Annotated in this window: 19 protein-coding genes and 1 pseudogene; 12 read left to right on the forward strand and 8 right to left on the reverse strand. The window is 64.2% G+C overall.

Annotated features, from left to right (window positions below; genetic code table 11):
- Nucleotides 1-20: 20 nt before the first annotated feature.
- Nucleotides 21-1,841 carry an ATP-binding protein gene (locus AC3A4H_RS10660; RefSeq protein ID WP_487766663.1) on the reverse strand — a complete coding sequence of 607 codons (1,821 nt, stop codon included), beginning with the start codon at nt 1,839-1,841 and terminating at the stop codon, nt 21-23.
- 366 nt (nt 1,842-2,207) lie between these two features.
- Between AC3A4H_RS10660 and AC3A4H_RS10665 the strand changes: the two genes are divergently transcribed.
- Complete coding sequence (locus AC3A4H_RS10665) at nt 2,208-3,995, forward strand: acetolactate synthase 3 large subunit (protein WP_348777316.1); 1,788 nt, start codon at nt 2,208-2,210, stop codon at nt 3,993-3,995.
- A gap of 83 nt (nt 3,996-4,078) precedes the next feature.
- Nucleotides 4,079-4,651, forward strand: a complete 573-nt coding sequence (gene ilvN, locus AC3A4H_RS10670; RefSeq protein WP_348777315.1) for an acetolactate synthase small subunit — start codon at nt 4,079-4,081, stop codon at nt 4,649-4,651.
- Between the two features lie 78 nt (nt 4,652-4,729).
- Here the strand turns inward: ilvN and AC3A4H_RS10675 are convergent, their stop codons facing one another.
- Nucleotides 4,730-5,485 carry a hypothetical protein gene (locus tag AC3A4H_RS10675; protein ID WP_487766664.1) on the reverse strand — a complete coding sequence of 252 codons (756 nt, stop codon included), beginning with the start codon at nt 5,483-5,485 and terminating at the stop codon, nt 4,730-4,732.
- A gap of 227 nt (nt 5,486-5,712) precedes the next feature.
- On the opposite strand from AC3A4H_RS10675, the gene AC3A4H_RS10680 reads away from it, so the two are divergent.
- From AC3A4H_RS10680 to AC3A4H_RS10695, 4 genes are read left to right on the forward strand one after another with little or no spacing between them, the layout of a single operon-like run.
- Nucleotides 5,713-6,309: a LysE family translocator gene (locus tag AC3A4H_RS10680; RefSeq protein WP_348777728.1), complete on the forward strand. Its 597-nt coding sequence runs from the start codon at nt 5,713-5,715 to the stop codon at nt 6,307-6,309.
- A 47-nt stretch (nt 6,310-6,356) separates the two neighbouring features.
- Complete coding sequence (nthA, locus tag AC3A4H_RS10685; protein ID WP_487766665.1) at nt 6,357-6,974, forward strand: nitrile hydratase subunit alpha; 618 nt, start codon at nt 6,357-6,359, stop codon at nt 6,972-6,974.
- Entirely contained in the window at nt 6,971-7,630 is a 660-nt protein-coding gene (nthB, locus tag AC3A4H_RS10690; RefSeq protein WP_487766666.1) for a nitrile hydratase subunit beta, read from the forward strand. The genes nthA and nthB overlap by 4 nt, the downstream gene beginning before the upstream one ends.
- The gene (locus AC3A4H_RS10695; protein ID WP_487766667.1) at nt 7,599-7,976 is read left to right on the forward strand and encodes a nitrile hydratase accessory protein; all 378 of its coding nucleotides are present in this window, start codon (nt 7,599-7,601) and stop codon (nt 7,974-7,976) included. Before nthB ends, AC3A4H_RS10695 begins: the two co-directional genes overlap by 32 nt.
- A gap of 21 nt (nt 7,977-7,997) precedes the next feature.
- On the opposite strand, the gene AC3A4H_RS10700 is transcribed toward AC3A4H_RS10695, so the two are convergent.
- Nucleotides 7,998-9,377, reverse strand: coding sequence for an FAD-containing oxidoreductase (locus AC3A4H_RS10700; protein ID WP_487766668.1), 1,380 nt, complete (start codon nt 9,375-9,377; stop codon nt 7,998-8,000).
- Entirely contained in the window at nt 9,374-9,841 is a 468-nt protein-coding gene (locus tag AC3A4H_RS10705) for a DUF4126 domain-containing protein (protein ID WP_487766669.1), read from the reverse strand. The genes AC3A4H_RS10700 and AC3A4H_RS10705 overlap by 4 nt, the downstream gene beginning before the upstream one ends.
- Before the next feature lie 225 nt (nt 9,842-10,066).
- Here AC3A4H_RS10705 and AC3A4H_RS10710 point away from each other — a divergent pair.
- Together AC3A4H_RS10710 and AC3A4H_RS10715 are read left to right on the forward strand one after the other, a co-directional pair.
- Nucleotides 10,067-10,207 (forward strand): annotated as a pseudogene (locus tag AC3A4H_RS10710) (type II toxin-antitoxin system VapC family toxin); the annotation flags it as partial.
- Nucleotides 10,208-10,264: 57 nt separating this feature from the next.
- Nucleotides 10,265-11,392 carry an ATP-dependent DNA helicase gene (locus tag AC3A4H_RS10715; protein ID WP_487766670.1) on the forward strand — a complete coding sequence of 376 codons (1,128 nt, stop codon included), beginning with the start codon at nt 10,265-10,267 and terminating at the stop codon, nt 11,390-11,392.
- Between the two features lie 108 nt (nt 11,393-11,500).
- Here AC3A4H_RS10715 and AC3A4H_RS10720 read toward each other — a convergent pair whose 3' ends face one another.
- Both AC3A4H_RS10720 and AC3A4H_RS10725 read right to left on the reverse strand, forming a co-directional pair.
- Nucleotides 11,501-12,373, reverse strand: a complete 873-nt coding sequence (locus tag AC3A4H_RS10720) for a hypothetical protein (protein ID WP_487766671.1) — start codon at nt 12,371-12,373, stop codon at nt 11,501-11,503.
- Nucleotides 12,374-12,437: 64 nt separating this feature from the next.
- Nucleotides 12,438-12,842, reverse strand: coding sequence for a SpoIIAA family protein (locus AC3A4H_RS10725; protein ID WP_487766672.1), 405 nt, complete (start codon nt 12,840-12,842; stop codon nt 12,438-12,440).
- 101 nt (nt 12,843-12,943) lie between these two features.
- Between AC3A4H_RS10725 and AC3A4H_RS10730 the strand changes: the two genes are divergently transcribed.
- The 4 genes from AC3A4H_RS10730 (at nt 12,944) to ilvC (ending at nt 17,579) form a co-directional block, all read left to right on the forward strand.
- A complete protein-coding gene (locus tag AC3A4H_RS10730) occupies nt 12,944-13,684 on the forward strand; it encodes a pyridoxine 5'-phosphate synthase (protein WP_487766673.1) in 741 nt (246 codons plus the stop codon).
- 80 nt (nt 13,685-13,764) lie between these two features.
- Nucleotides 13,765-15,681, forward strand: coding sequence for a potassium transporter Kup (locus AC3A4H_RS10735; RefSeq protein WP_487766674.1), 1,917 nt, complete (start codon nt 13,765-13,767; stop codon nt 15,679-15,681).
- 171 nt (nt 15,682-15,852) lie between these two features.
- Complete coding sequence (locus AC3A4H_RS10740) at nt 15,853-16,533, forward strand: TetR/AcrR family transcriptional regulator C-terminal domain-containing protein (protein ID WP_487766675.1); 681 nt, start codon at nt 15,853-15,855, stop codon at nt 16,531-16,533.
- Between the two features lie 26 nt (nt 16,534-16,559).
- The gene (gene ilvC / locus AC3A4H_RS10745; protein ID WP_348777301.1) at nt 16,560-17,579 is read left to right on the forward strand and encodes a ketol-acid reductoisomerase; all 1,020 of its coding nucleotides are present in this window, start codon (nt 16,560-16,562) and stop codon (nt 17,577-17,579) included.
- Between the two features lie 125 nt (nt 17,580-17,704).
- Here ilvC and AC3A4H_RS10750 read toward each other — a convergent pair whose 3' ends face one another.
- Nucleotides 17,705-17,998, reverse strand: coding sequence for a PilZ domain-containing protein (locus AC3A4H_RS10750; protein WP_348777300.1), 294 nt, complete (start codon nt 17,996-17,998; stop codon nt 17,705-17,707).
- Nucleotides 17,999-18,134: 136 nt separating this feature from the next.
- A partial coding sequence (locus AC3A4H_RS10755; RefSeq protein ID WP_487766676.1) for a BA14K family protein occupies nt 18,135-18,473 on the reverse strand: 339 nt, incomplete at its 5' end.

Consider the following 18,473-nt stretch of genomic DNA (forward strand, 5'->3'; position numbering starts at 1 on the left):
AGCTTTGAGGCGGCGGGCCGTCAGTCCGAACGGGGACGGAGCCCGAAGGTGGTCGGCTTGAGCCCGAAGCTGACATCCAGGTCCTCAGGGACTGGTGCCGGCGCGGCCTTTCTGAAGCCGGGATCTCCGGCCTGGAGCTGGACGTCGACGGTTTCGGCGAAGCCGAGTTGCTGCTGCGGGCGCGGCACGTTGCGCAGCCTTTCCACGATCAAGGCAAGATCGACTTCGCCTTCGGCCGCCGCCGCTCCCTCGGTGCGGCGCTTGTGGGCGCCGGGGATGAGGCTCTGCGGCAGGCGCTCGAACTTCAGCCGCATGGTGGTGGCCACGCCTTCGCCAAAGGCGATCGCCTCGCGCTGGCCCATCGACGACAGGAACGACAGCGTCGAAGCAGAGGAATCGGCGATGGCCGAGCGGATGATCTGCTGGTCTTGATCGTTGGCGAGCCGCATGGCGAAGATCGTGGAGCATTGCGACAGGATGGTCGGGTCGAGTTCGCCCGGCCGCTGGGTGACGATGCCCAGATAGCAGCCATATTTGCGGCCTTCCTTGGCGATGCGCGACAGCGCATGCCGGGTCGGCGCGAAGCCAAGCCGCGTATCGGCCGGCATGTAGCGATGCGCTTCCTCGCACAGGATCAGCAGCCGCAGCTTGCCCTCGCTCCACAGCGCCAGGTCGAAGGCGAGGCGGGCCAGGACGGAGCAGACCGCGTTGACCACTTCGGAAGGCAAGCCGGCCATCTCGAAGCAGGTGATGGGGCGGCCGCCATGCGGAATTCGAAAGATGTTGCCGATGGTCTGGTGGATCGTGTCCTCGATCAGCCGCGAATTGAACATGAAGCGATAGCGCGGATCGGCGACGGCCGATTCGATGCGCGTCTTCAGGGCGCGGTAGACCGGGCGGTCGTTCTTGCTTTCCAGGAGCCCCATGCGTTCGTCGATCTGCTTGATCAGGTCGGCCATGCGGTAGGGAACCGGTGTGTCCGCGGTGAGCGCATCGGCGCCACGGCGCAGGAAGGCGCCGGCTTGGGGGTTGCGATAGAGGTTCTTGGCCTGCGGAATGAGGTCGCGCAGCACGTCGATCTCTTCCGCCACCACTTCGCGCCCGCGAAACAGCACCTCGGCGAATTCTTCCAGCCGAAACAGCCAGAAGGGCAGGTCGAGCGTGCCGGTGTCTATGGTGACGCTGTGGTCGGGCAGGGCCTCGGCGAATTCGTTGTGCGGGTCCATGATGAGAACGCGCAGGTCGGGCCTTGCCTCGATGGTTTTGCGCAACAGCAGCGACACGGCAGTCGACTTGCCGACGCCTGTGGTGCCGACAACGGCGAAATGGCGCGACAGTGTGTCCTCGACGGCGATGCAGGCATTGATCGTTTCGTCCTGCGAGAGCTGGCCGATGGTGACCGACTTGCGCCCCGCCAGATCGTAGACTGCCTGCAGGTCGCGCGAGCGGATGCGGTGGGCAACCGCACCGATATGCGGATAGACGGTGATGCCGCGGTCGAAGACGGGCGCGCCGCCGGCGAGGCCGTCGCGCACTTCGCCGACCAGTTCGACGCTGACTTCGATGGGGTTGCGCCCTTCTTCCCTCCACACGCGATCGGGCCTGCCCACTGCGTAGACAAGGCCGACCGTGCGTGCCTTGCCGAGATTGATCGAGATCATCTTGCCGACGGTCCAGAGGCCGGACAGCGTGCCTTCGTCCGCCTCCGCGAAGGCGGCGATGGTGGCGCGGGCGCCATCGCAATGCACGACATGGCCCAGCACGCGCGCGTCCGGCTGGGCATCCTCGCGGCGTTCCTGCGAAATGGCTTCTCCGCCGGATTTCTCGCGGTCGATGAACATTGTCGGCTCTGGCCCCCTGGCATTCCCTGCGCGGCATCCTAGCGAATGGCGGTTAAGCGGCGGTGAGGCGAAATGGTGCAGAAAGCACTAATGAAATGGCTTCAACCTTAGCGGGGGAGGGCCGCGGCGGCATTTCCAGCATTCTGTGCCAAAATTGTGCGTTGACACCTGGCCGAATCCCCACCTAATGTCCGCCTCGATGAACAAGTTGGCACTCATTCTCGTAGGCAGGCGCGTGGGCAAGGCGGTGTAACCGCCGGGCAAAGTCCTCCCATGCGCAAACACAGGCTCCCTCGGGGGCCTTTTTTATTGGCAAAAATATCGATACGACGGCAAAGCTGAAGCGGAAGAGACGGAACCAGACTGATGAGTAACGGACAGAACGAAACCGGCCGGCGCGAAATGACAGGCGCCGAAATGGTGGTGCAGGCGCTGAAGGACAATGGCGTCAAGCATATCTTCGGATATCCGGGCGGTGCGGTTCTTCCCATCTATGACGAGCTTTTCCAGCAGGAGGATGTCGAGCACATCCTGGTGCGCCACGAGCAGGGCGCCGGCCACGCGGCCGAAGGCTATGCCCGCTCGACCGGCAAGGCCGGCGTGATGCTGGTGACCTCCGGCCCCGGCGCGACCAACGCCGTCACGCCACTGCAGGATGCGCTGATGGATTCGATCCCGCTGGTCTGCATCACCGGCCAGGTGCCGACATCGCTGATCGGCTCGGACGCTTTCCAGGAATGTGACACCGTTGGCATTACGCGCCCATGCACCAAGCACAACTGGCTGGTGAAGGACGTCAACGATCTGGCCCGCACGCTGCATGAAGCCTTCCATGTCGCCACGACCGGCCGGCCGGGCCCGGTGGTTGTCGATATCCCCAAGGACGTGCAGTTCGCCCGCGGCATCTACACGCCGCCGCAGACCGCGCCGCGCACCAGCTATCATCCGCAGGTGCAGGCCGACCTGCAGCGGGTCAAGGACGCGGTGGCGCTGCTGGCCAATGCAAAGCGGCCGATCATCTATTCGGGCGGCGGCGTCATCAATTCCGGCAACGAGGCCAGCCAGCTGCTGCGCGAGCTGGTGGAGCTCTCCGGCTTCCCGATCACCTCGACGCTGATGGGGCTTGGCGCCTATCCGGCATCGGGCAAGAACTGGCTCGGCATGCTGGGCATGCACGGCACCTACGAAGCCAACATGGCCATGCATGACTGCGACGTGATGCTGTGCGTCGGCGCGCGCTTCGACGACCGCATCACCGGCCGCCTCGACGCCTTCTCGCCGGGCTCGAAGAAGATCCACATCGACATCGATCCGTCCTCGATCAACAAGAACGTCCGCGCCGATATTCCGATCATCGGCGACGTCGGCCACGTGCTGGAGGATATGGTGCGGCTATGGCGTGCCACCGTGAAGGCCGACAAGAAGACGCTCTATCCATGGTGGGAGCAGATCGCCAAATGGCGCGCGCGTGACTCGCTGGCGTTCAAGATGAACGACGAGGTGATCATGCCGCAATATGCGATCCAGCGGCTTTACGAGTTGACCAAGCATCGCGACACCTACATCACCACCGAAGTGGGGCAGCACCAGATGTGGGCGGCGCAGCACTTCCATTTCGAAAAGCCGCATCATTGGATGACTTCGGGCGGCCTCGGCACGATGGGCTACGGCCTGCCGGCCGCACTGGGCGTGCAGATCGCGCATCCGGACGCGCTGGTCATCGACATCGCCGGCGACGCGTCGGTGCAGATGACCATGCAGGAGATGAGCGCGGCGGTGCAGTATGAGGCGCCGATCAAGATCTTCATCCTGAACAACCAGTACATGGGCATGGTGCGCCAGTGGCAGCAGCTGCTGCACGGCAACCGGCTGTCGCATTCCTACACCGAGGCGATGCCGGACTTCGTCAAGCTGGCCGAGGCCTACGGCGGCCACGGCATCCGCTGCGACAAGCCGGCCGACCTGGACGACGCGATCAAGGAGATGATCTCGGTGAACAAGCCGGTGATCTTCGACTGCCGCGTGGCGAACCTGGCCAACTGCTTCCCGATGATCCCCTCCGGCAAGGCGCACAACGAGATGCTGCTGCCCGACGAAGCCACCGACGAGGCGGTGGCCAACGCCATCGACGCCAAGGGGCGCGCGCTGGTTTAGGCGGAAGTTTTCAACGATCGCGCGGCTTCAAAAGGCCGCGCGAAAACAACGAATTGAGCGAGACGCTTGAAGACGGGATCCAAATGAACGCACAGCTACAGGCGACCGGCTCCGCCTACTTCATCTCCAAGGAGACGCAGCGGCCGGAAATCCACACGCTATCGGTTCTGGTCGACAACGAGCCGGGCGTGCTGGCCCGCGTGATCGGCCTGTTCTCCGGCCGCGGCTACAACATCGAAAGCCTCACGGTTTCCGAAACCGAACACGAGCGGCACCTTTCGCGAATTACCATCGTAACGCGGGGAACGCCCCACGTGCTGGAACAGATCAAGCATCAGCTTGAGCGCATCGTGCCGGTGCACCGCGTGATCGACCTGACGGTTAGGGCAGCCGAGCTCGGCCAGGACCGGCCGCTGGAGCGCGAGCTGGCGCTGGTCAAGGTGGCCGGAACCGGCGACGCGCGGGTCGAGGCGCTGCGGCTGGCCGATGCCTTCCGCGCCAAAGTGATCGACGCCAACACCGAGCACTTCATCTTCGAGATCACCGGCAAGGTGTCGAAGATCGAGCAGTTCATCGCCATCATGAAGCCGCTGGGCCTGGTCGAGATCTGCCGCACAGGCGTGGCGGCGATGAACCGCGGCCCGCAGGGAATGTAATCCCAAAAGGCAAGCCGCCCACGGTCGAGCGACCGGGGCGGCGCGCAAGGCAGACCGGACGGGCAGTGCCCGCCCGGATCAGAAGCCGACGTTTTCGTTGATATAGAAGGTGTTGAGCAGGGTGACCCGCGGTTGCTCGATCGGCGTGTGGATCTTCGGGCGGCCGTGCCAGCTCATCTTCGTCAGCGAATGATAGGCCTTCAGCACCACGAAGGCATAGCCGACATTGGGCAGGAACGGCAGCGTCTTGACCGGTTCCAGCCCGTAGGAGCCGACATGCAGCAGGCCTTTCAGAGAAGCCTGATAGAGGGTCGTGCCAAGCTCCCGCTGGCTCTCGTCGGCGGGGCAGTAGAGCTGCATGGTCACCACCTTCTTGCGCGCATCGGGATGCGGCTTGATCTGGTATCCGTCCTTGTCGCTGTAGAGCACGGGCTTGGCCACCAGCCTGAGGTCGTCCACGCTGGCGACCTTGTCGCCGCGGGCGCGAATTTCAAGACCCTCGTGAAGCTGTCGGCGGATGGCGTCCTCGATCTCGCGCGAGGTCAGCATCGCGGACACCGCCGCCCACATTTCGCGCAGGCTTTCGTCAACCTTGGCGACATTGTCGCCATAGAGCCGCAGCGCCATGCGCGTGCCGTCGCCCGTGATGGGGTCGTAGCCCTCGGTCGGGATCGACTTGATCAGGTCGGCATAAAAATCCTTCGGAAAGAAGTTGCGGAAGAAGATGTGGGGAAAGGGCAGCGAGAACCGGTCGGACCCCTCGATGCTCGCCACGGCGTGGTCGATGAGTTCGCGGGTGAGGCTGGTGGGCTCGGCTTTGGCAACTGCAGACATTTGTCACCTGAATTACATGGAATTTCAGATATCAGATCTTTATCGAAGCCATGCCGGCAGAAGATCTGGTCGATGTCGATAGAAACAGAACGTTCACCCCGAATATATCTGTTTCCCTTCGCCGTTCAATCCTGCGCGCGACGCGCGGATTCGACATCGGAAGGCCGCGCAAACATGCGGCGTTCCGATGCATTCCGGCCGGCGCACCACTCCAGACAGGTCCAATGATGACAGCAGACGCATTCTTCGCCCTCGTGGTTTATGCCCTGGTGACCTCGATCACGCCGGGGCCGAACAACTTCATGCTGCTGGCCTCGGGCGTGAATTTCGGCTTCATGCGCACCATTCCGCACATGCTGGGCATCGGCATGGGTTTCCTTTCGCTGCTGCTGGGCGTGGGCTTCGGGCTCGGCGCGGTGCTGACGGCATTCCCGGCGCTGCATACTGGGTTGAAGATCGCCGGCGGCGCCTATCTGGTCTATCTCGCCTGGCGGATCGCCATGTCGCGCTCGATGGGCAAGGACGGCGACGCCAAGGCGCGGCCGATGACCTTTCTCGAGGCCGCCGCCTTCCAGTGGGTCAACCCGAAGGCATGGGTGATGGCGCTGACGGCCATGGCCGTCTACACCAATCCGGAGGCGCCGTTCCTCTCGGTGCTGTCGATTTCCTTCGCGTTTGCGCTGGTCAACCTGCCCAGCGTCTCGTCCTGGGCGGGGTTCGGCATGGCGCTGCGCGGCTTCCTGGCCGACCCAGTGCGGCTGAAATGGTTCAACATCTGCATGGGTCTGCTTTTGGCGGCCACGCTGTGGCCGATGCTGCGGTGATGGCTGGCCCGCTTGCGCGCGGGCCGCACGCGGCATAGCCTGCGGTCATGTCGCACGATCATGACCACGACCATCATCACGAAAACGAACTCGACCCGATGGCCGCGCGGGTGCGGGCGCTGGAGACGATCCTGACGCAGAAGGGGCTGATTGACCCCGCCGCGATCGACGTGATCGTCGACACCTACGAAACCAAGGTCGGCCCGCGCAACGGCGCCCGGGTGGTGGCGAAAGCCTGGAGCGACCCGGAATTCGCCGACTGGCTGAAGCGCGACGCCACCGCGGCGATCGCCTCGCTGGGCTATACCGGCCGCCAGGGCGAGCACATGCAGGCGGTGTTCAATACGCCTGACCAGCACAACATGGTCGTCTGCACCCTGTGCTCCTGTTATCCGTGGACGGTGCTCGGCCTGCCGCCGGTCTGGTACAAGTCGCCGCCCTACCGCTCGCGCGCGGTGATCGATCCGCGCGGCGTGTTGGCCGAATTCGGCGTGACGCTGCCGCCCGAGACAAGAATCCGTGTCTGGGATTCCACTGCCGAGCTACGCTACCTCGTTATTCCACTGCGTCCGGAAGGAACCGAGGGCTGGAGCGAGGAACAACTTGCCGACCTGGTGACGCGCGACTCGATGATCGGCACCGGCCTTGCGAGGGCGGCTGCATGAACGGGCCGCAGGACCTCGGCGGCCAGATGGGGTTCGGGCCTGTCGCGCCCGAGAAGGATGAGCCCTATTTCCACGCCGAATGGGAAAAGCGCGCGCTGGGCGTGACGCTTTGCGCCGGCGCCATGGGCCACTGGAACATCGACGAGAGCCGCCATACGCGCGAAAGCCTGCACCCCGCCGACTATTATTCCTCCAGCTATTACGAGATCTGGATCAAGGCGCTTGAGACGCTGTTGAAGCGGCACGGCTTCGTCACGCAGGACGAGTTGCTGGTGGGCAAGTCATTGGGCGGCGATGTACGGCCGAAGCGCGTGCTGCAGGCGGAGGACGTTCCGGCCGCTCTGGCGCGTGGCGGGCCGTGCAACCGCCCGGTGAGCGCGCCGGCGCGCTTCAAAGCGGGTGAGCGCGTGCGCACGAAGAATTTTCATCCCCAAGGCCATACGCGCCTGCCGCGCTATGCACGGGACAAGGTGGGGGTGATCGATGCCGTGCGCGAGGGTTTTGTGTTCCCCGACACCAACGCCCACGGCCGCGGCGAGCATCCGCAGTGGGTCTATACGGTCGTCTTCGACGGCCGCGAGATCTGGGGCGAGGGGGCCGACCCGGCGCTTGTCGTCAGCATCGATGCCTGGGAGAGCTATCTTGAGCCGGCATGAAAAGGGGCGGCCGCTGCCGCCCGGCATGGACGAGCCGGTGTTTGCCGAGCCGTGGCAGGCCGAGGCCTTTGCGCTGACGGTGGCCCTGCACGAGAAGGGGCTGTTTTCCTGGAGCGAGTGGGCGCAGATGCTTTCGGCCGAGGTGAAGGCGCCGGGCGCGGCCCAGGACGGCAGCGACTATTTTTACGACTGCTGGCTGTGCGCGCTGGAAAAGCTGCTCGCAGCCAAGGGCGTTGCGCCGCGGCACGCTGTCGACGACCTCGCCGCTGCCTGGCAGCGCGCGGCCCATGCCACGCCGCATGGAAAGCCGATCCTGCTGGAAAACGATCCGCAGCGCTCTCGGTAGAACACGCCGCTCCCCCGAGCCTCACTCCAGCGGCTTCAGATCGCCCAAGATCGTGGGGATAAGCTCCGACACGGTGGGGTGGATGTGCACCGCCCGCTGCATCGTCGTGTAGGGCGCCTTGGCGTACATGACGTCGAGGATGCAGTGGATGGCTTCGTCGCCACCGGTGCCGAGGATGGCGGCGCCGAGGATCTGGTTGCTCTCGGCGTCGACCAGCACCTTCATGAAGCCCTGCGTTTCGCCCTTCTCGACCGCGCGGGCAACCCGCGTCATCGGCCGCGTGCCGACCAGAACTTGCCGGCCCGACTTGCGGGCTTCGGCCTCGGTCTTTCCGGCACGGCCGAGCGGCGGGTCGGTATAGAGCGCATAGGCGGTGATGCGATCGCTGACGCGGCGCGGCTGATCGTCGAACAGGTTGGCCGCCACGATCTCGAAATCATTGTAGGCGGTATGGGTGAAGGCACCCTTGCCGTTGCAGTCGCCCAGCGCCCAGATGCCGGGAACGCTGGTGCGCAGTTGGTCGTCGACGGTGATGTAGCCGTGCTTGTCTGTGGCCACGCCGGCATTTTCCAGGCCGAGATCGTCGGTATTGGGGCGCCGACCGACCGCCAGCAGCACATGCGAGCCGATGACCTCCGGCTCGCCTTCGGTGCAATCCACGCTTACGGCGACGTCTTCGCCGTGCGGCGAGAAGCTGATGCATTCGGCATTGCAGCGCACCACTATTCCTTCGCGCTCGAGGATTTCGCGGACAGCCTCGGAAACATCTTCATCCTCGCGCTGGATGAGGCGCGAGCCCTTCTCCACGACCGTGACTTCGCTGCCGAAGCGCCGGTACATCTGGGCGAACTCGAGCCCGACATAGCTGCCGCCGACGATGACGAGATGGCGCGGCAGGGCGTCGAGTTCCAGGATCGAACTGTTGGTGAGGTATGGCACCTTGTCGACGCCCGGCATGTCCGGCACGATCGCGCGGCCGCCGACATTGATGAAGATGCGTTCGGAAACTAGGGTCTCGTCGTTGACCCTGACTTCGTCTGGCGAGACGAAGTGGGCATGGCCCTCATAGACGGTGCAGTTTTTCATGCCCTTCAGCCAGCTTTCAACGCCCTCTCGGGACTTGCCCGAAACGGCGTCCTTGCGCGCCTTGACCGCTTTCATGTCCACGCCCACGCTATCGCCGAGCGTCACGCCATATTCTGTGGCGCGGCGCGCCAGCTGCGCGGCATAGGCACTGGCAATGAGGGTCTTGGTGGGAGTGCAGCCGGTGTTGATGCAGGTGCCGCCGAACTGCTTGCGCTCGATGATGGCGACTTTCATTCCAGCGGTCGTGAGCCTGCCGGCAAGCGGCGGCCCCGCCTGGCCGGTGCCGATGATGATGGCGTCGAACTGTGTGCTCATAGTGCCTCCCGGACGATGAGATAGGCTCCGACGATCGCGACCGCATCCTCCAGAAGTGCGATCGGCAGATCGCGTCCGCCGGTGGCGGCTACGAGCCGCTTGCGGGCCTCGTATCCGCCGAACGTGCCGATCGCCGCGCCAATCGCACCGACGATCAGCCCGCCGATCCATGGACCGCCGGCGGCTCCGATGACCGCGCCGCACAGCGCACCGCTGAAGACGCGGGCGGCGAATTGCTGCGGCACGGTGCGCGCGGGCGTGCTCGGAAACTGATCCGTGACGAGCTCCACGATCGCAAGAAGGGTGAAGATGTAGGGCGTGTAGCGGTAGCCCATGAAAGCCGCCCAGCTGTTTTCAACCGGCAACCAACCGAGCAAGGCGGCCCAGCTTACGGCGGCCGGGGCTGTGAGCGCCCGCAAGCCGGCGATGATGCCGATGAGGAGCGCGAAAACATAGATCGACATGCTCACTCTCCGCGCGGCCTACGTCAAGCCGCCGGTGCCTGGGCGCCCGTGAGGCGGGCATTCACCGGCGACAGCCCATTAGCTTCGGCCCGCGGCGTCTTGTCTTGTCAGGTAAACCCGCAGCTGAAAAACGGGGCAGATTTGTTCTCCTTGTGTTCTTTTTCGGTGCAAGATACAGTGTTGCTTACTGAGTTATCCGGGGTTGCGTTTAAATGGTGATGCACGGCGCGGGATCGCTACGGCAAGGGCTCCGGCCATCCGGCGCGCCTGAACATGGGCGACTGCATTTCCTACGCGATGGCCAAGCAGGCCGGGGTGCCTTTGCTCTACAAAGGTGACGATTTCGCCGCTACCGATCTGGCCTGACTGGCCGCAAGGCTCAAATGGCTTGCCCTTCGGGCGCGAATCCTGTCTGTCGAGGCCATGGAATTCTCTCCGCAACAAGACGATGCGCTGCAGGCGGTGGCGCGGTGGCTGAAAGGCGGCGGCACGCCAGTGTTCCGGCTATTCGGCTATGCCGGCACGGGCAAGACGACGCTGGCGCGCTATTTCGCCGAGCATGTCGACGGACAGGTGCAGTTCGCCGCCTTCACCGGCAAGGCCGCGCAGGTGCTGCGCTCCAAGGGCGCGGTCAACGCCCGCACCATCCATTCGCTGATCTATCGCCCGCGCGGCGAGGAAGCGGTGGAGGACGAGACGACCGGCAAGACCTCGATGTCGCCGACCTTCTCGCTCAACCGCCAGAGCCCGATCGCCAAGGCCAAGCTGGTGGTGATCGACGAGTGCTCGATGGTGGACGAGGAACTCGGCCGTGACCTGTTGAGCTTCGGCACGCCGATCCTGGTGCTGGGCGACCCCGGCCAGCTGCCGCCGATTTCAGGCGGCGGCTTCTTCACCGAGCACGAGCCGGATTTCCTGCTGACGGAGATTCACCGCCAGGCGCGCGACAACCCCATCATCCGGCTGGCGCTCGACGTGCGCGAGGGGCGCGAATTCATGCACGGAGACTACGGCACCGCCCAGGTCATCGGCAGGGATCAGGTGAACCAGGATCTGGTGCTGTCGGCCGATCAGGTTCTGGTGGGCACGAACCGCACGCGTCGACGCTACAATACGCGCCTGCGCGAGTTGAAGGGGTTTAGCGCGAGCTATCCGCAGGCCGGCGACAAGCTGGTTTGCCTGCGCAACGATCCGGCCAAGGGCCTGCTCAACGGCTCGCTCTGGAAGGTCATGACTTCCTCGCGCGAGACGGTGAAGCCCGGCATCAACCTGCTGGTTTCGCCGGAAGAGGACGATCCGGACCGCGGCGTGGCCAAGATCAAGCTGCTGAAAGCTGCGTTCGAAAACCCGGACGAGGACATTCCCTGGCAGCAGAAGAAACGCTTCGACGATTTCGACTATGGCTACGCGCTGACCGTGCACAAGTCGCAGGGTTCGCAGTGGAACAATGTTGTCCTGTTCGACGAAAGCTTTGCCTTCAAGGACACCCGCCAGCGCTGGCTCTACACGGCCATCACCCGCGCCGCCGAGCGGTTGACGGTGGTGCGCTAGGCCGCGGCGCCCAGCGCCCGCGCTGTCTGGAGCGGCTGGCGCTGATGCCGCTCTCTGGGGTTCGATCCGATTGCGGCGGACGTGTTGACCGCCCGCCGACCCCGGCTGCTAGTCCACAATCTCGAACAGCACGGCCGTGGCGTCGTCGCTCATCTTGAAGCGGGGGTATTTCAGGCCATCAGGGTCCTCTACGCGCTCGATGCGGCGCAGTTCGTCGAGAAGGCTCGAAAGGCCGCCTTCGCGGGCGGCGCAGACGAACTCGCAGGCTTCGTAGCGCTGATACTGGTCAACGAGCGCGGCGAAGCCGTCGGTGCACAACAGGCCGGTGGCGGGCAGGGCGCAATGCAGTGCCTCGCTGGCCAGGTGCTCGCCGGCTTCAGGCTCGACCCCCAGCGTCCAGATGCCGGATGCGGGGCTGTTGTAGGCAGCGCGGTGCCGTCGCAGTTCGTCGCGCACCATTGGCTCTTCGGCCAGCGCCTGGAAGGCGGAAAACCCGCCGGCATGGGCAAGCGCCAGCCGTGCCCCTTCGCGCTCGGCGGCCGCCGCTTCCTTCAGCGCGGTGGTTTCGAAGGTGAAGCCATCGCTGCCGAGCAGGAACAGGCGGCAGTCACCGAGGCCGTGGGTGACAACGGTGTCGTCCTCGATCCGCACCATCTGGAAGCCCGCCACCGGCAGGTTCCATGGCTCGAGGGGCAGTGCATGCGCGGCCTCGTGCACGACATTGGCTGCACGCTCGTTGAATTCGCGCACGATTTCGGCCATGGCCCGGCCGGGCCGCACCATCTGCTCGAAGGCGCTTTGCGCGAATTGTGCCAGCCAGGCGGCGTCCGAGCCGTTCAGGCCGACGATGTTCTTGCCGCCAAGCCCGGTCGCCCCGTCTATGACGAAGGCGCAGCTTGCGTTGCCGCCGCCGGCGTCCTCATTGGGGCGCGAGGCGGAACCGGCGTCGGAAATCGAATCGATGATGCGAATATTTGGCATGATGCGGGGATTTGACCTGCGGCAGTGTCGGCAATGTGACGCTAGCCTGCCGTTCCGCCGGTGGCTATGCCGCCTTCACTGGATGCGCGTCGATCCACGCCCAGGCTTCATTTTCTTCAGCGGCGGCAAAATGGCGGAGTTCCACCGGCAGCGGAGCCGAGAACAAGCCGCTGGCGTAGGTGGTCCAGTCGGGCTCGCCCACGGCCGCGCAGCGCCGTATGTGCTGCAGCGCATGGCGGCGGCCTTCCCGGCGGGTAATCTTGGAGACGTTTTCCCAGTCGACGCCGTCGTAATTGATAATGCGGATGAGCAGATCGATCCGCTCGTGCAGGATGTAGGCGCCTTCCAGCAGGCCGTAGAGATTTTCGATGTCGGCCGCCGAAACATGTCCGACGAGCTCGAATGCATAGGCATCCGCGCGGTTGGTGTCGATGCGACGCACGGCAGGGACGTCGTCTAGCAGGCCCATTTCGCCTCCTTTCACCAGAGATGGGATTGGAACACACAAAGTCGCTGTCCGTTCCCGCCGGACGCGCTATAGATCGAGCAGTCGAGGATGAGGTCCCAGGAATGCCGGCAAAACTTTCCGTCAACTTGAACGCCGTCGCCATGCTGCGCAATCGTCGCGATCTGCCCTGGCCGAGTGTAACCGGCCTCGGGCGGGTGGCGCTCGCCGCCGGCGCGCACGGGCTGACGGTGCATCCGCGCCCCGACCAGCGCCATACCCGCTTTTCCGACCTGCCGGAGTTGCGCGCGCTGATCGACGACGAGTTCCCGCAAGCCGAGTTCAACATCGAGGGCTATCCCAACGAGGAGTTCCTGCGGCTGGTGGAAGAGCATCAGCCCGACCAGGTGACTCTGGTGCCGGACGATCCGGCGCAGGCCACCTCCGACCACGGCTGGAACTTCATCGAGCACCAGGCGTTTTTGTCGCAAACTGTGAAGAGGTTGAAGAAGAGCGGGTTTCGCGTGTCGCTGTTTTCCGACCCGGATCCTTCGCAGGTGTCGGCAGCGCGGGACACGGGGACGGACCGGATTGAACTCTATACCGGGCCTTACGGCAGTTGCCATTCCGATCCGGAGAGGGCAGCCAGGGAATTGGAAAAGCTTGGCAAAACGGCTGGCGCCGCGCTGGCGGTTGGACTGGCGGTCAACGCCGGCCACGATCTGGTGGTGGCCAACCTTCCGGCGCTGGTAAAGCGCGTGCCCGGCCTTGCCGAAGTGTCCATCGGACATGGCCTCACGGCCGATGCGCTCGAATACGGAATGGCCGAGACGACGCGGCGCTTCCTGAAGGCATGCGGATGGTGAACGCGGGCGGCATGATGCCGCCTGTTGCCATTGCCGCCGGACAGGAGTAGAGCACCCGCCGCTTTACCGGAGTGTCAGGCATGGCCCATACCAATCTTGGTCATGAGGCGGAACAGGTGGCGTCGGCGAGTGTCGTCGCCTCCCAAAACACCAAATTGCTGATGATCGGCGCCCTGGGCGTCGTATACGGGGATATCGGCACGAGCCCGATCTACGCGTTTCGCGAAGCGCTTGTCGCCTCGTCGAGCGGCGGAGCGGTGGCCTCGGAAGAATCCGTGCTCGGCGTGCTGTCGCTGATCATCTGGGCGCTGACCATCATCGTCACGATCAAATATGTGATCTTCGTGCTCAGGGCCGACAACCATGGCGAGGGCGGCACGCTTTCGCTGATGGCGCTGGCGCGGGCGAGCTTCGGCAAGCGTTCGGGGCTCATCCTGGCGGCCGGAATATGCGGGGCGGCGCTGTTTTTCGGCGACTCCCTGATCACGCCGGCGATTTCTGTTCTGTCGGCCGTCGAAGGCATCGAGGTCATCACGCCGACATTCGATCCCTATGTGGTGCCGATGACGCTGCTGATCCTGGCGGTGCTGTTTGCCGTGCAGCGCTTCGGCACCGGCCGAGTGGCGTCCGTGTTCGGGCCGATCATGCTGCTCTGGTTCCTGTTCATAGGCTATTCGGGGCTGAGGCACATAGCCGACGAACCGGCCATACTGGCGGCGCTGAACCCGGCCTACATTCCCTACCTGCTTTCGGACTCGCCCGGCGTCGCCTTCGTCACCATAGGAGCGATCTTCCTTGCCGTGACCGGTGCGGAAGCGCTCTATGCCGATCTTGGCCATTTCGGCCGCCGCCCGATCATAGCGGCGTGGCTTGCCGTGGTGTTTCCCTGCCTGTTGCTGAACTATTTCGGGCAGGGCGCCTATGTGCTGGCCAACACCGGCAAGATCGGCCACCCGTTCTTCGAGATGACGGAAGGCTGGGCGCTGGTGCCGATGGTGGCGCTGGCGACTGTCGCCACAGTGATTGCCAGCCAGGCGGTGATATCCGGCGCCTTTTCGCTGACCCGTCAGGCGGTGCAATTGAACCTGCTGCCGCGCTTCACCATTCTGCATACGTCGGAAACGCAGTCCGGCCAGATCTACATGCCGCGCGTCAACTTCCTGCTGGCAATGGGGGTGATGCTGCTGGTGCTTGGCTTCGAGCAATCCAGCAACCTGGCCTCAGCCTATGGTATCTCGGTGACCGGCAACATGCTGGTGACGACGACGCTGCTGTTTGTCGTGATGCGGCGCATCTGGAAATGGCCGCTGGGCGTGGTGATTGGCCTTACACTGGTGTTCGGCCTGATCGATCTTGGTTTCTTCGCCTCCAACGTGGTCAAGGTCAGGGAAGGCGGATGGGTCTCGCTGGTGGTCGCCAGCGTCGTCATACTGGTGATGTGGACCTGGGTGCGCGGCAGCCATCTGCTGTTTGAAAAGACACGGAAAAACGAGGTGCCGCTCGATTTCCTGGCGGATAATATGGCCAGACACCCGCCGCAGATCGTGCCCGGAACTGCAGTGTTCCTCACCAGCGACCCGCACAGCGCGCCCACCGCGATGATGCACAGCCTCAAGCACTACAAGGTGCTGCACGAGAACAATGTCATCCTGTCGGTGGTTACCGCTCAGGCACCCTACGTACCACCGAGCGCGCGGGTGAAGATGGAAAGGATCAACGACCTGTTCATGCGCGTGTCGTTGACCTTCGGCTATATGGAGCAACCCAACATACCCAAGGCCCTGGCCATCTGCCGCAAGATGGGCTGGAAGTTCGACATCATGGAGACCTCGTTCTTCCTGTCGAGGCGCTCGCTGAAGGCTTCGCCAAGTTCGGGCATGCCGCTATGGCAAGATCGGCTTTTCATCAAGCTGGCGCGCTCGGCTTCCGACGCGACCGAGTATTTCCAGATTCCCACCGGGCGTGTGGTGGAAATCGGAACGCAGGTGGCGGTGTAACAGCCCGCTGTGCAGTTCGCCGGCCTGGCCGCCGCGCCGGCCGGCTCACGAATCTCCTCGATCCTGCGTGGTCGGCGCCGCGCATGATTAGCTGATGATGCTCGGGAAATGCGCTTGCCAAGACCGCGGCGTTTGGCCATAACTACCGAACCGTAACGTACGGTACGGTTCATGAATGGAAGAGCGGATCAGGCGTTGCAGACGAGCCTCGACATCAATGGCGGCGAAGAGCTGACGGAGCGTCAGATGGACGTTCTGAACGCCGTTCTGCGCCTGTTGGTGGAGGAGGGCGACCGGCTGACGATGACCGCCGTGGCCCGCCGGGCCAGTTGTTCGAAGGAAACGCTGTACAAATGGTTCGGCGATCGCGACGGGCTGCTGACCGCTACGGTGCAGTGGCAGGCTTCCAAGGTGCGCGTCGCCCGCGTCGACCGGGCCAGGCTGGACATGGCCTCCCTGACGGCAAGCCTTGAGCGCTACGCCTCGGACTGGCTGCATGTGATTTCCAGCGACACCTCGATTGCGCTGAACCGCGTGGCGATCGCCCATGCGGGCGAGGAGAAACGCAATCTCGGCGCCATTGTGCTCGAGAATGGGCGCCTGGCCATGGGCCGCCGCCTGAAGCCGGTGCTGCTGGCCGGCCGCGAGGCAGGGCTGCTTGCCTTCGGGGACGATGAGCAGGCCTTCAGGACCTTTTTCGGGCTCGTCGCCCGGGATGTGCAGATCCGGTTGCTGCTTGGCGACCGGGTGAAACCGACTGACGCGGAGATCGGCCGGGATGCGGCCGAGGCGACGCGGCAGTTTCTCGCTCTTTACGGAGCACAAACCGGGGCGGCCACAGCCGGCCTCTGAAACACCCCATGGGAAGGAAGACCGCAATGCGCGTTTATTACGATCGTGACGCCGATCTCAATCTGATCAAGGGCAAGAAGGTCGCCATCATCGGCTACGGCAGCCAGGGCCGTGCGCACGCCCTGAACCTGAAGGATTCGGGCGCCAAGGAAATCGCCATCGGCCTCAAGGCCGGTTCGGCGACCGCCAAGAAGGTCGAGGCCGATGGCTTGAAGGTCATGACGGTTGCCGAGGCTGCCAAGTGGGCCGACCTGATGATGATGGCGACGCCTGACGAACTGCAGGCCGACATCTACAAGGATGAGATTGCCCCGAACATCCGCGACGGCGCCGCGATTGCCTTCGCCCACGGCCTCAACGTGCATTTCGGCCTGATCGAGCCGAAGGCGACCGTCGACGTCGTCATGGTCGCGCCTAAGGGCCCTGGTCACACCGTGCGCGGCGAATACCAGAAGGGCGGCGGCGTGCCGTGCCTGGTGGCCGTGCATCAGGACGCCTCGGGCAACGCGCTCGACCTCGCGCTCTCCTACGCCTGCGGCGTGGGCGGCGGCCGTTCGGGCATCATCGAGACCAACTTCCGCGAGGAGTGCGAGACCGATCTGTTCGGTGAGCAGGTGGTTCTGTGCGGCGGCCTGGTCGAGCTCATCCGCGCCGGCTTCGAGACGCTGGTGGAAGCCGGCTACGCGCCGGAAATGGCCTATTTCGAGTGCCTGCACGAAGTGAAGCTGATCGTCGACCTCATCTACGAGGGCGGCATCGCCAACATGAACTACTCGATCTCCAACACCGCCGAGTGGGGCGAGTACGTTTCCGGCCCGCGCATCATCACTGCCGAAACCAAGGCCGAGATGAAGCGCGTGCTGAAGGACATCCAGTCCGGCAAGTTCACTTCCGAGTGGATGCAGGAATACCGTTCGGGCGCGGCCCGCTTCAAGGCCACCCGCCGCCTCAACGACGAGCATCCGATCGAGCAGGTTGGCGAAAAGCTGCGCGGCATGATGCCGTGGATCTCGAAGAACAAGCTGGTCGACAAGGCCAAGAACTAAGCCGGTTGCCCCGGCGCCTGCCTTGCGCAGGTGCCGGAGCCGACTTTGGACGAGACGCAAAAGGCCGGCGGAGCGATCCGCCGGCCTTTTGATTTTCCGAAACCGTTCAGGAGGAGGCGATCTGCCTAGCCGTAATGCCAGCTCGGCTTTGGCCTGGTGCCGGTGAACTGGACGCCGATGCGGTCTTGCTTGCGCCAGCGCACAGTCGCTTCGTAGCCGATGCCGTCGACCGGGACGTAAAGCAGGAATTCCTGCGGAACATGGGCGTCGATCGAGACCTTCAGCTCCGCGCCATTCTTATGCATGTTGCGAATGGTGCATTTGACCTCGGAATTCGAGATGCCGGTGAGGATCGAAGCTCCCTTCAGGACGCGCTGGCGATGTTCCCTCCGCTGTTCGGATGGTTCTTGTTCCGCCATGCGCCACTCCCAAGTCTCTTGCCGGGCGCAGTCATAAGCAGGTCAGGTCAAGAAAATCTTTAAAGGCTGGGACAAAAGGCGGATGGAAAAAGGGCGCCGCGTGGCGACGCCCTTCCCATGATCTCACTTCTGCCGCTCAAGGCGATACGCACTGACGACGCGGTCCATTGAAAGGCTGGAACGTGTTGTCGGAAACGCGATACGACCGATAGCGCGCGGCGCACCAGGCGACGTGCGACGAGGGAGAGTATGCGGCCGGGTAGTAGGCGGGGTTGTACGCGCCGTAGAAATTCCCGCCGTAGTAGTCGTCGTAGTAGGGATATAGGAGAGGCAGTCCTATGCCCCACCAGCCGCCGTCGCCACCGCCCCAGCCGCCATTCCAGGCACCCATCCCATGCCAGCCGCCGCGCCACACGCCGCCGCGCCAGCCTGGGCCGCGCCAACCAGCGCCCCGCCACACGCCGCCGCGCCAGCC

It is taken from the genome of Pseudaminobacter sp. Soil_N_29, assembly GCF_057656055.1.

Excerpts from the sequence above, each read along its gene's own strand:
- AC3A4H_RS10660 (WP_487766663.1), bottom strand. The coding sequence starts at position 1,841 with ATGTTCATCGACCGCGAGAAATCCGGCGGAGAAGCCATTTCGCAGGAA.
- AC3A4H_RS10665 (WP_348777316.1), top strand. The coding sequence starts at position 2,208 with ATGAGTAACGGACAGAACGAAACCGGCCGGCGCGAAATGACAGGCGCC.
- ilvN (WP_348777315.1), top strand. The coding sequence starts at position 4,079 with ATGAACGCACAGCTACAGGCGACCGGCTCCGCCTACTTCATCTCCAAG.
- AC3A4H_RS10675 (WP_487766664.1), bottom strand. The coding sequence starts at position 5,485 with ATGTCTGCAGTTGCCAAAGCCGAGCCCACCAGCCTCACCCGCGAACTC.
- AC3A4H_RS10680 (WP_348777728.1), top strand. The coding sequence starts at position 5,713 with ATGACAGCAGACGCATTCTTCGCCCTCGTGGTTTATGCCCTGGTGACC.
- nthA (WP_487766665.1), top strand. The coding sequence starts at position 6,357 with ATGTCGCACGATCATGACCACGACCATCATCACGAAAACGAACTCGAC.
- nthB (WP_487766666.1), top strand. The coding sequence starts at position 6,971 with ATGAACGGGCCGCAGGACCTCGGCGGCCAGATGGGGTTCGGGCCTGTC.
- AC3A4H_RS10695 (WP_487766667.1), top strand. The coding sequence starts at position 7,599 with ATGCCTGGGAGAGCTATCTTGAGCCGGCATGAAAAGGGGCGGCCGCTG.
- AC3A4H_RS10700 (WP_487766668.1), bottom strand. The coding sequence starts at position 9,377 with ATGAGCACACAGTTCGACGCCATCATCATCGGCACCGGCCAGGCGGGG.
- AC3A4H_RS10705 (WP_487766669.1), bottom strand. The coding sequence starts at position 9,841 with ATGTCGATCTATGTTTTCGCGCTCCTCATCGGCATCATCGCCGGCTTG.
- AC3A4H_RS10715 (WP_487766670.1), top strand. The coding sequence starts at position 10,265 with ATGGAATTCTCTCCGCAACAAGACGATGCGCTGCAGGCGGTGGCGCGG.
- AC3A4H_RS10720 (WP_487766671.1), bottom strand. The coding sequence starts at position 12,373 with ATGCCAAATATTCGCATCATCGATTCGATTTCCGACGCCGGTTCCGCC.
- AC3A4H_RS10725 (WP_487766672.1), bottom strand. The coding sequence starts at position 12,842 with ATGGGCCTGCTAGACGACGTCCCTGCCGTGCGTCGCATCGACACCAAC.
- AC3A4H_RS10730 (WP_487766673.1), top strand. The coding sequence starts at position 12,944 with ATGCCGGCAAAACTTTCCGTCAACTTGAACGCCGTCGCCATGCTGCGC.
- AC3A4H_RS10735 (WP_487766674.1), top strand. The coding sequence starts at position 13,765 with ATGGCCCATACCAATCTTGGTCATGAGGCGGAACAGGTGGCGTCGGCG.
- AC3A4H_RS10740 (WP_487766675.1), top strand. The coding sequence starts at position 15,853 with ATGAATGGAAGAGCGGATCAGGCGTTGCAGACGAGCCTCGACATCAAT.
- ilvC (WP_348777301.1), top strand. The coding sequence starts at position 16,560 with ATGCGCGTTTATTACGATCGTGACGCCGATCTCAATCTGATCAAGGGC.
- AC3A4H_RS10750 (WP_348777300.1), bottom strand. The coding sequence starts at position 17,998 with ATGGCGGAACAAGAACCATCCGAACAGCGGAGGGAACATCGCCAGCGC.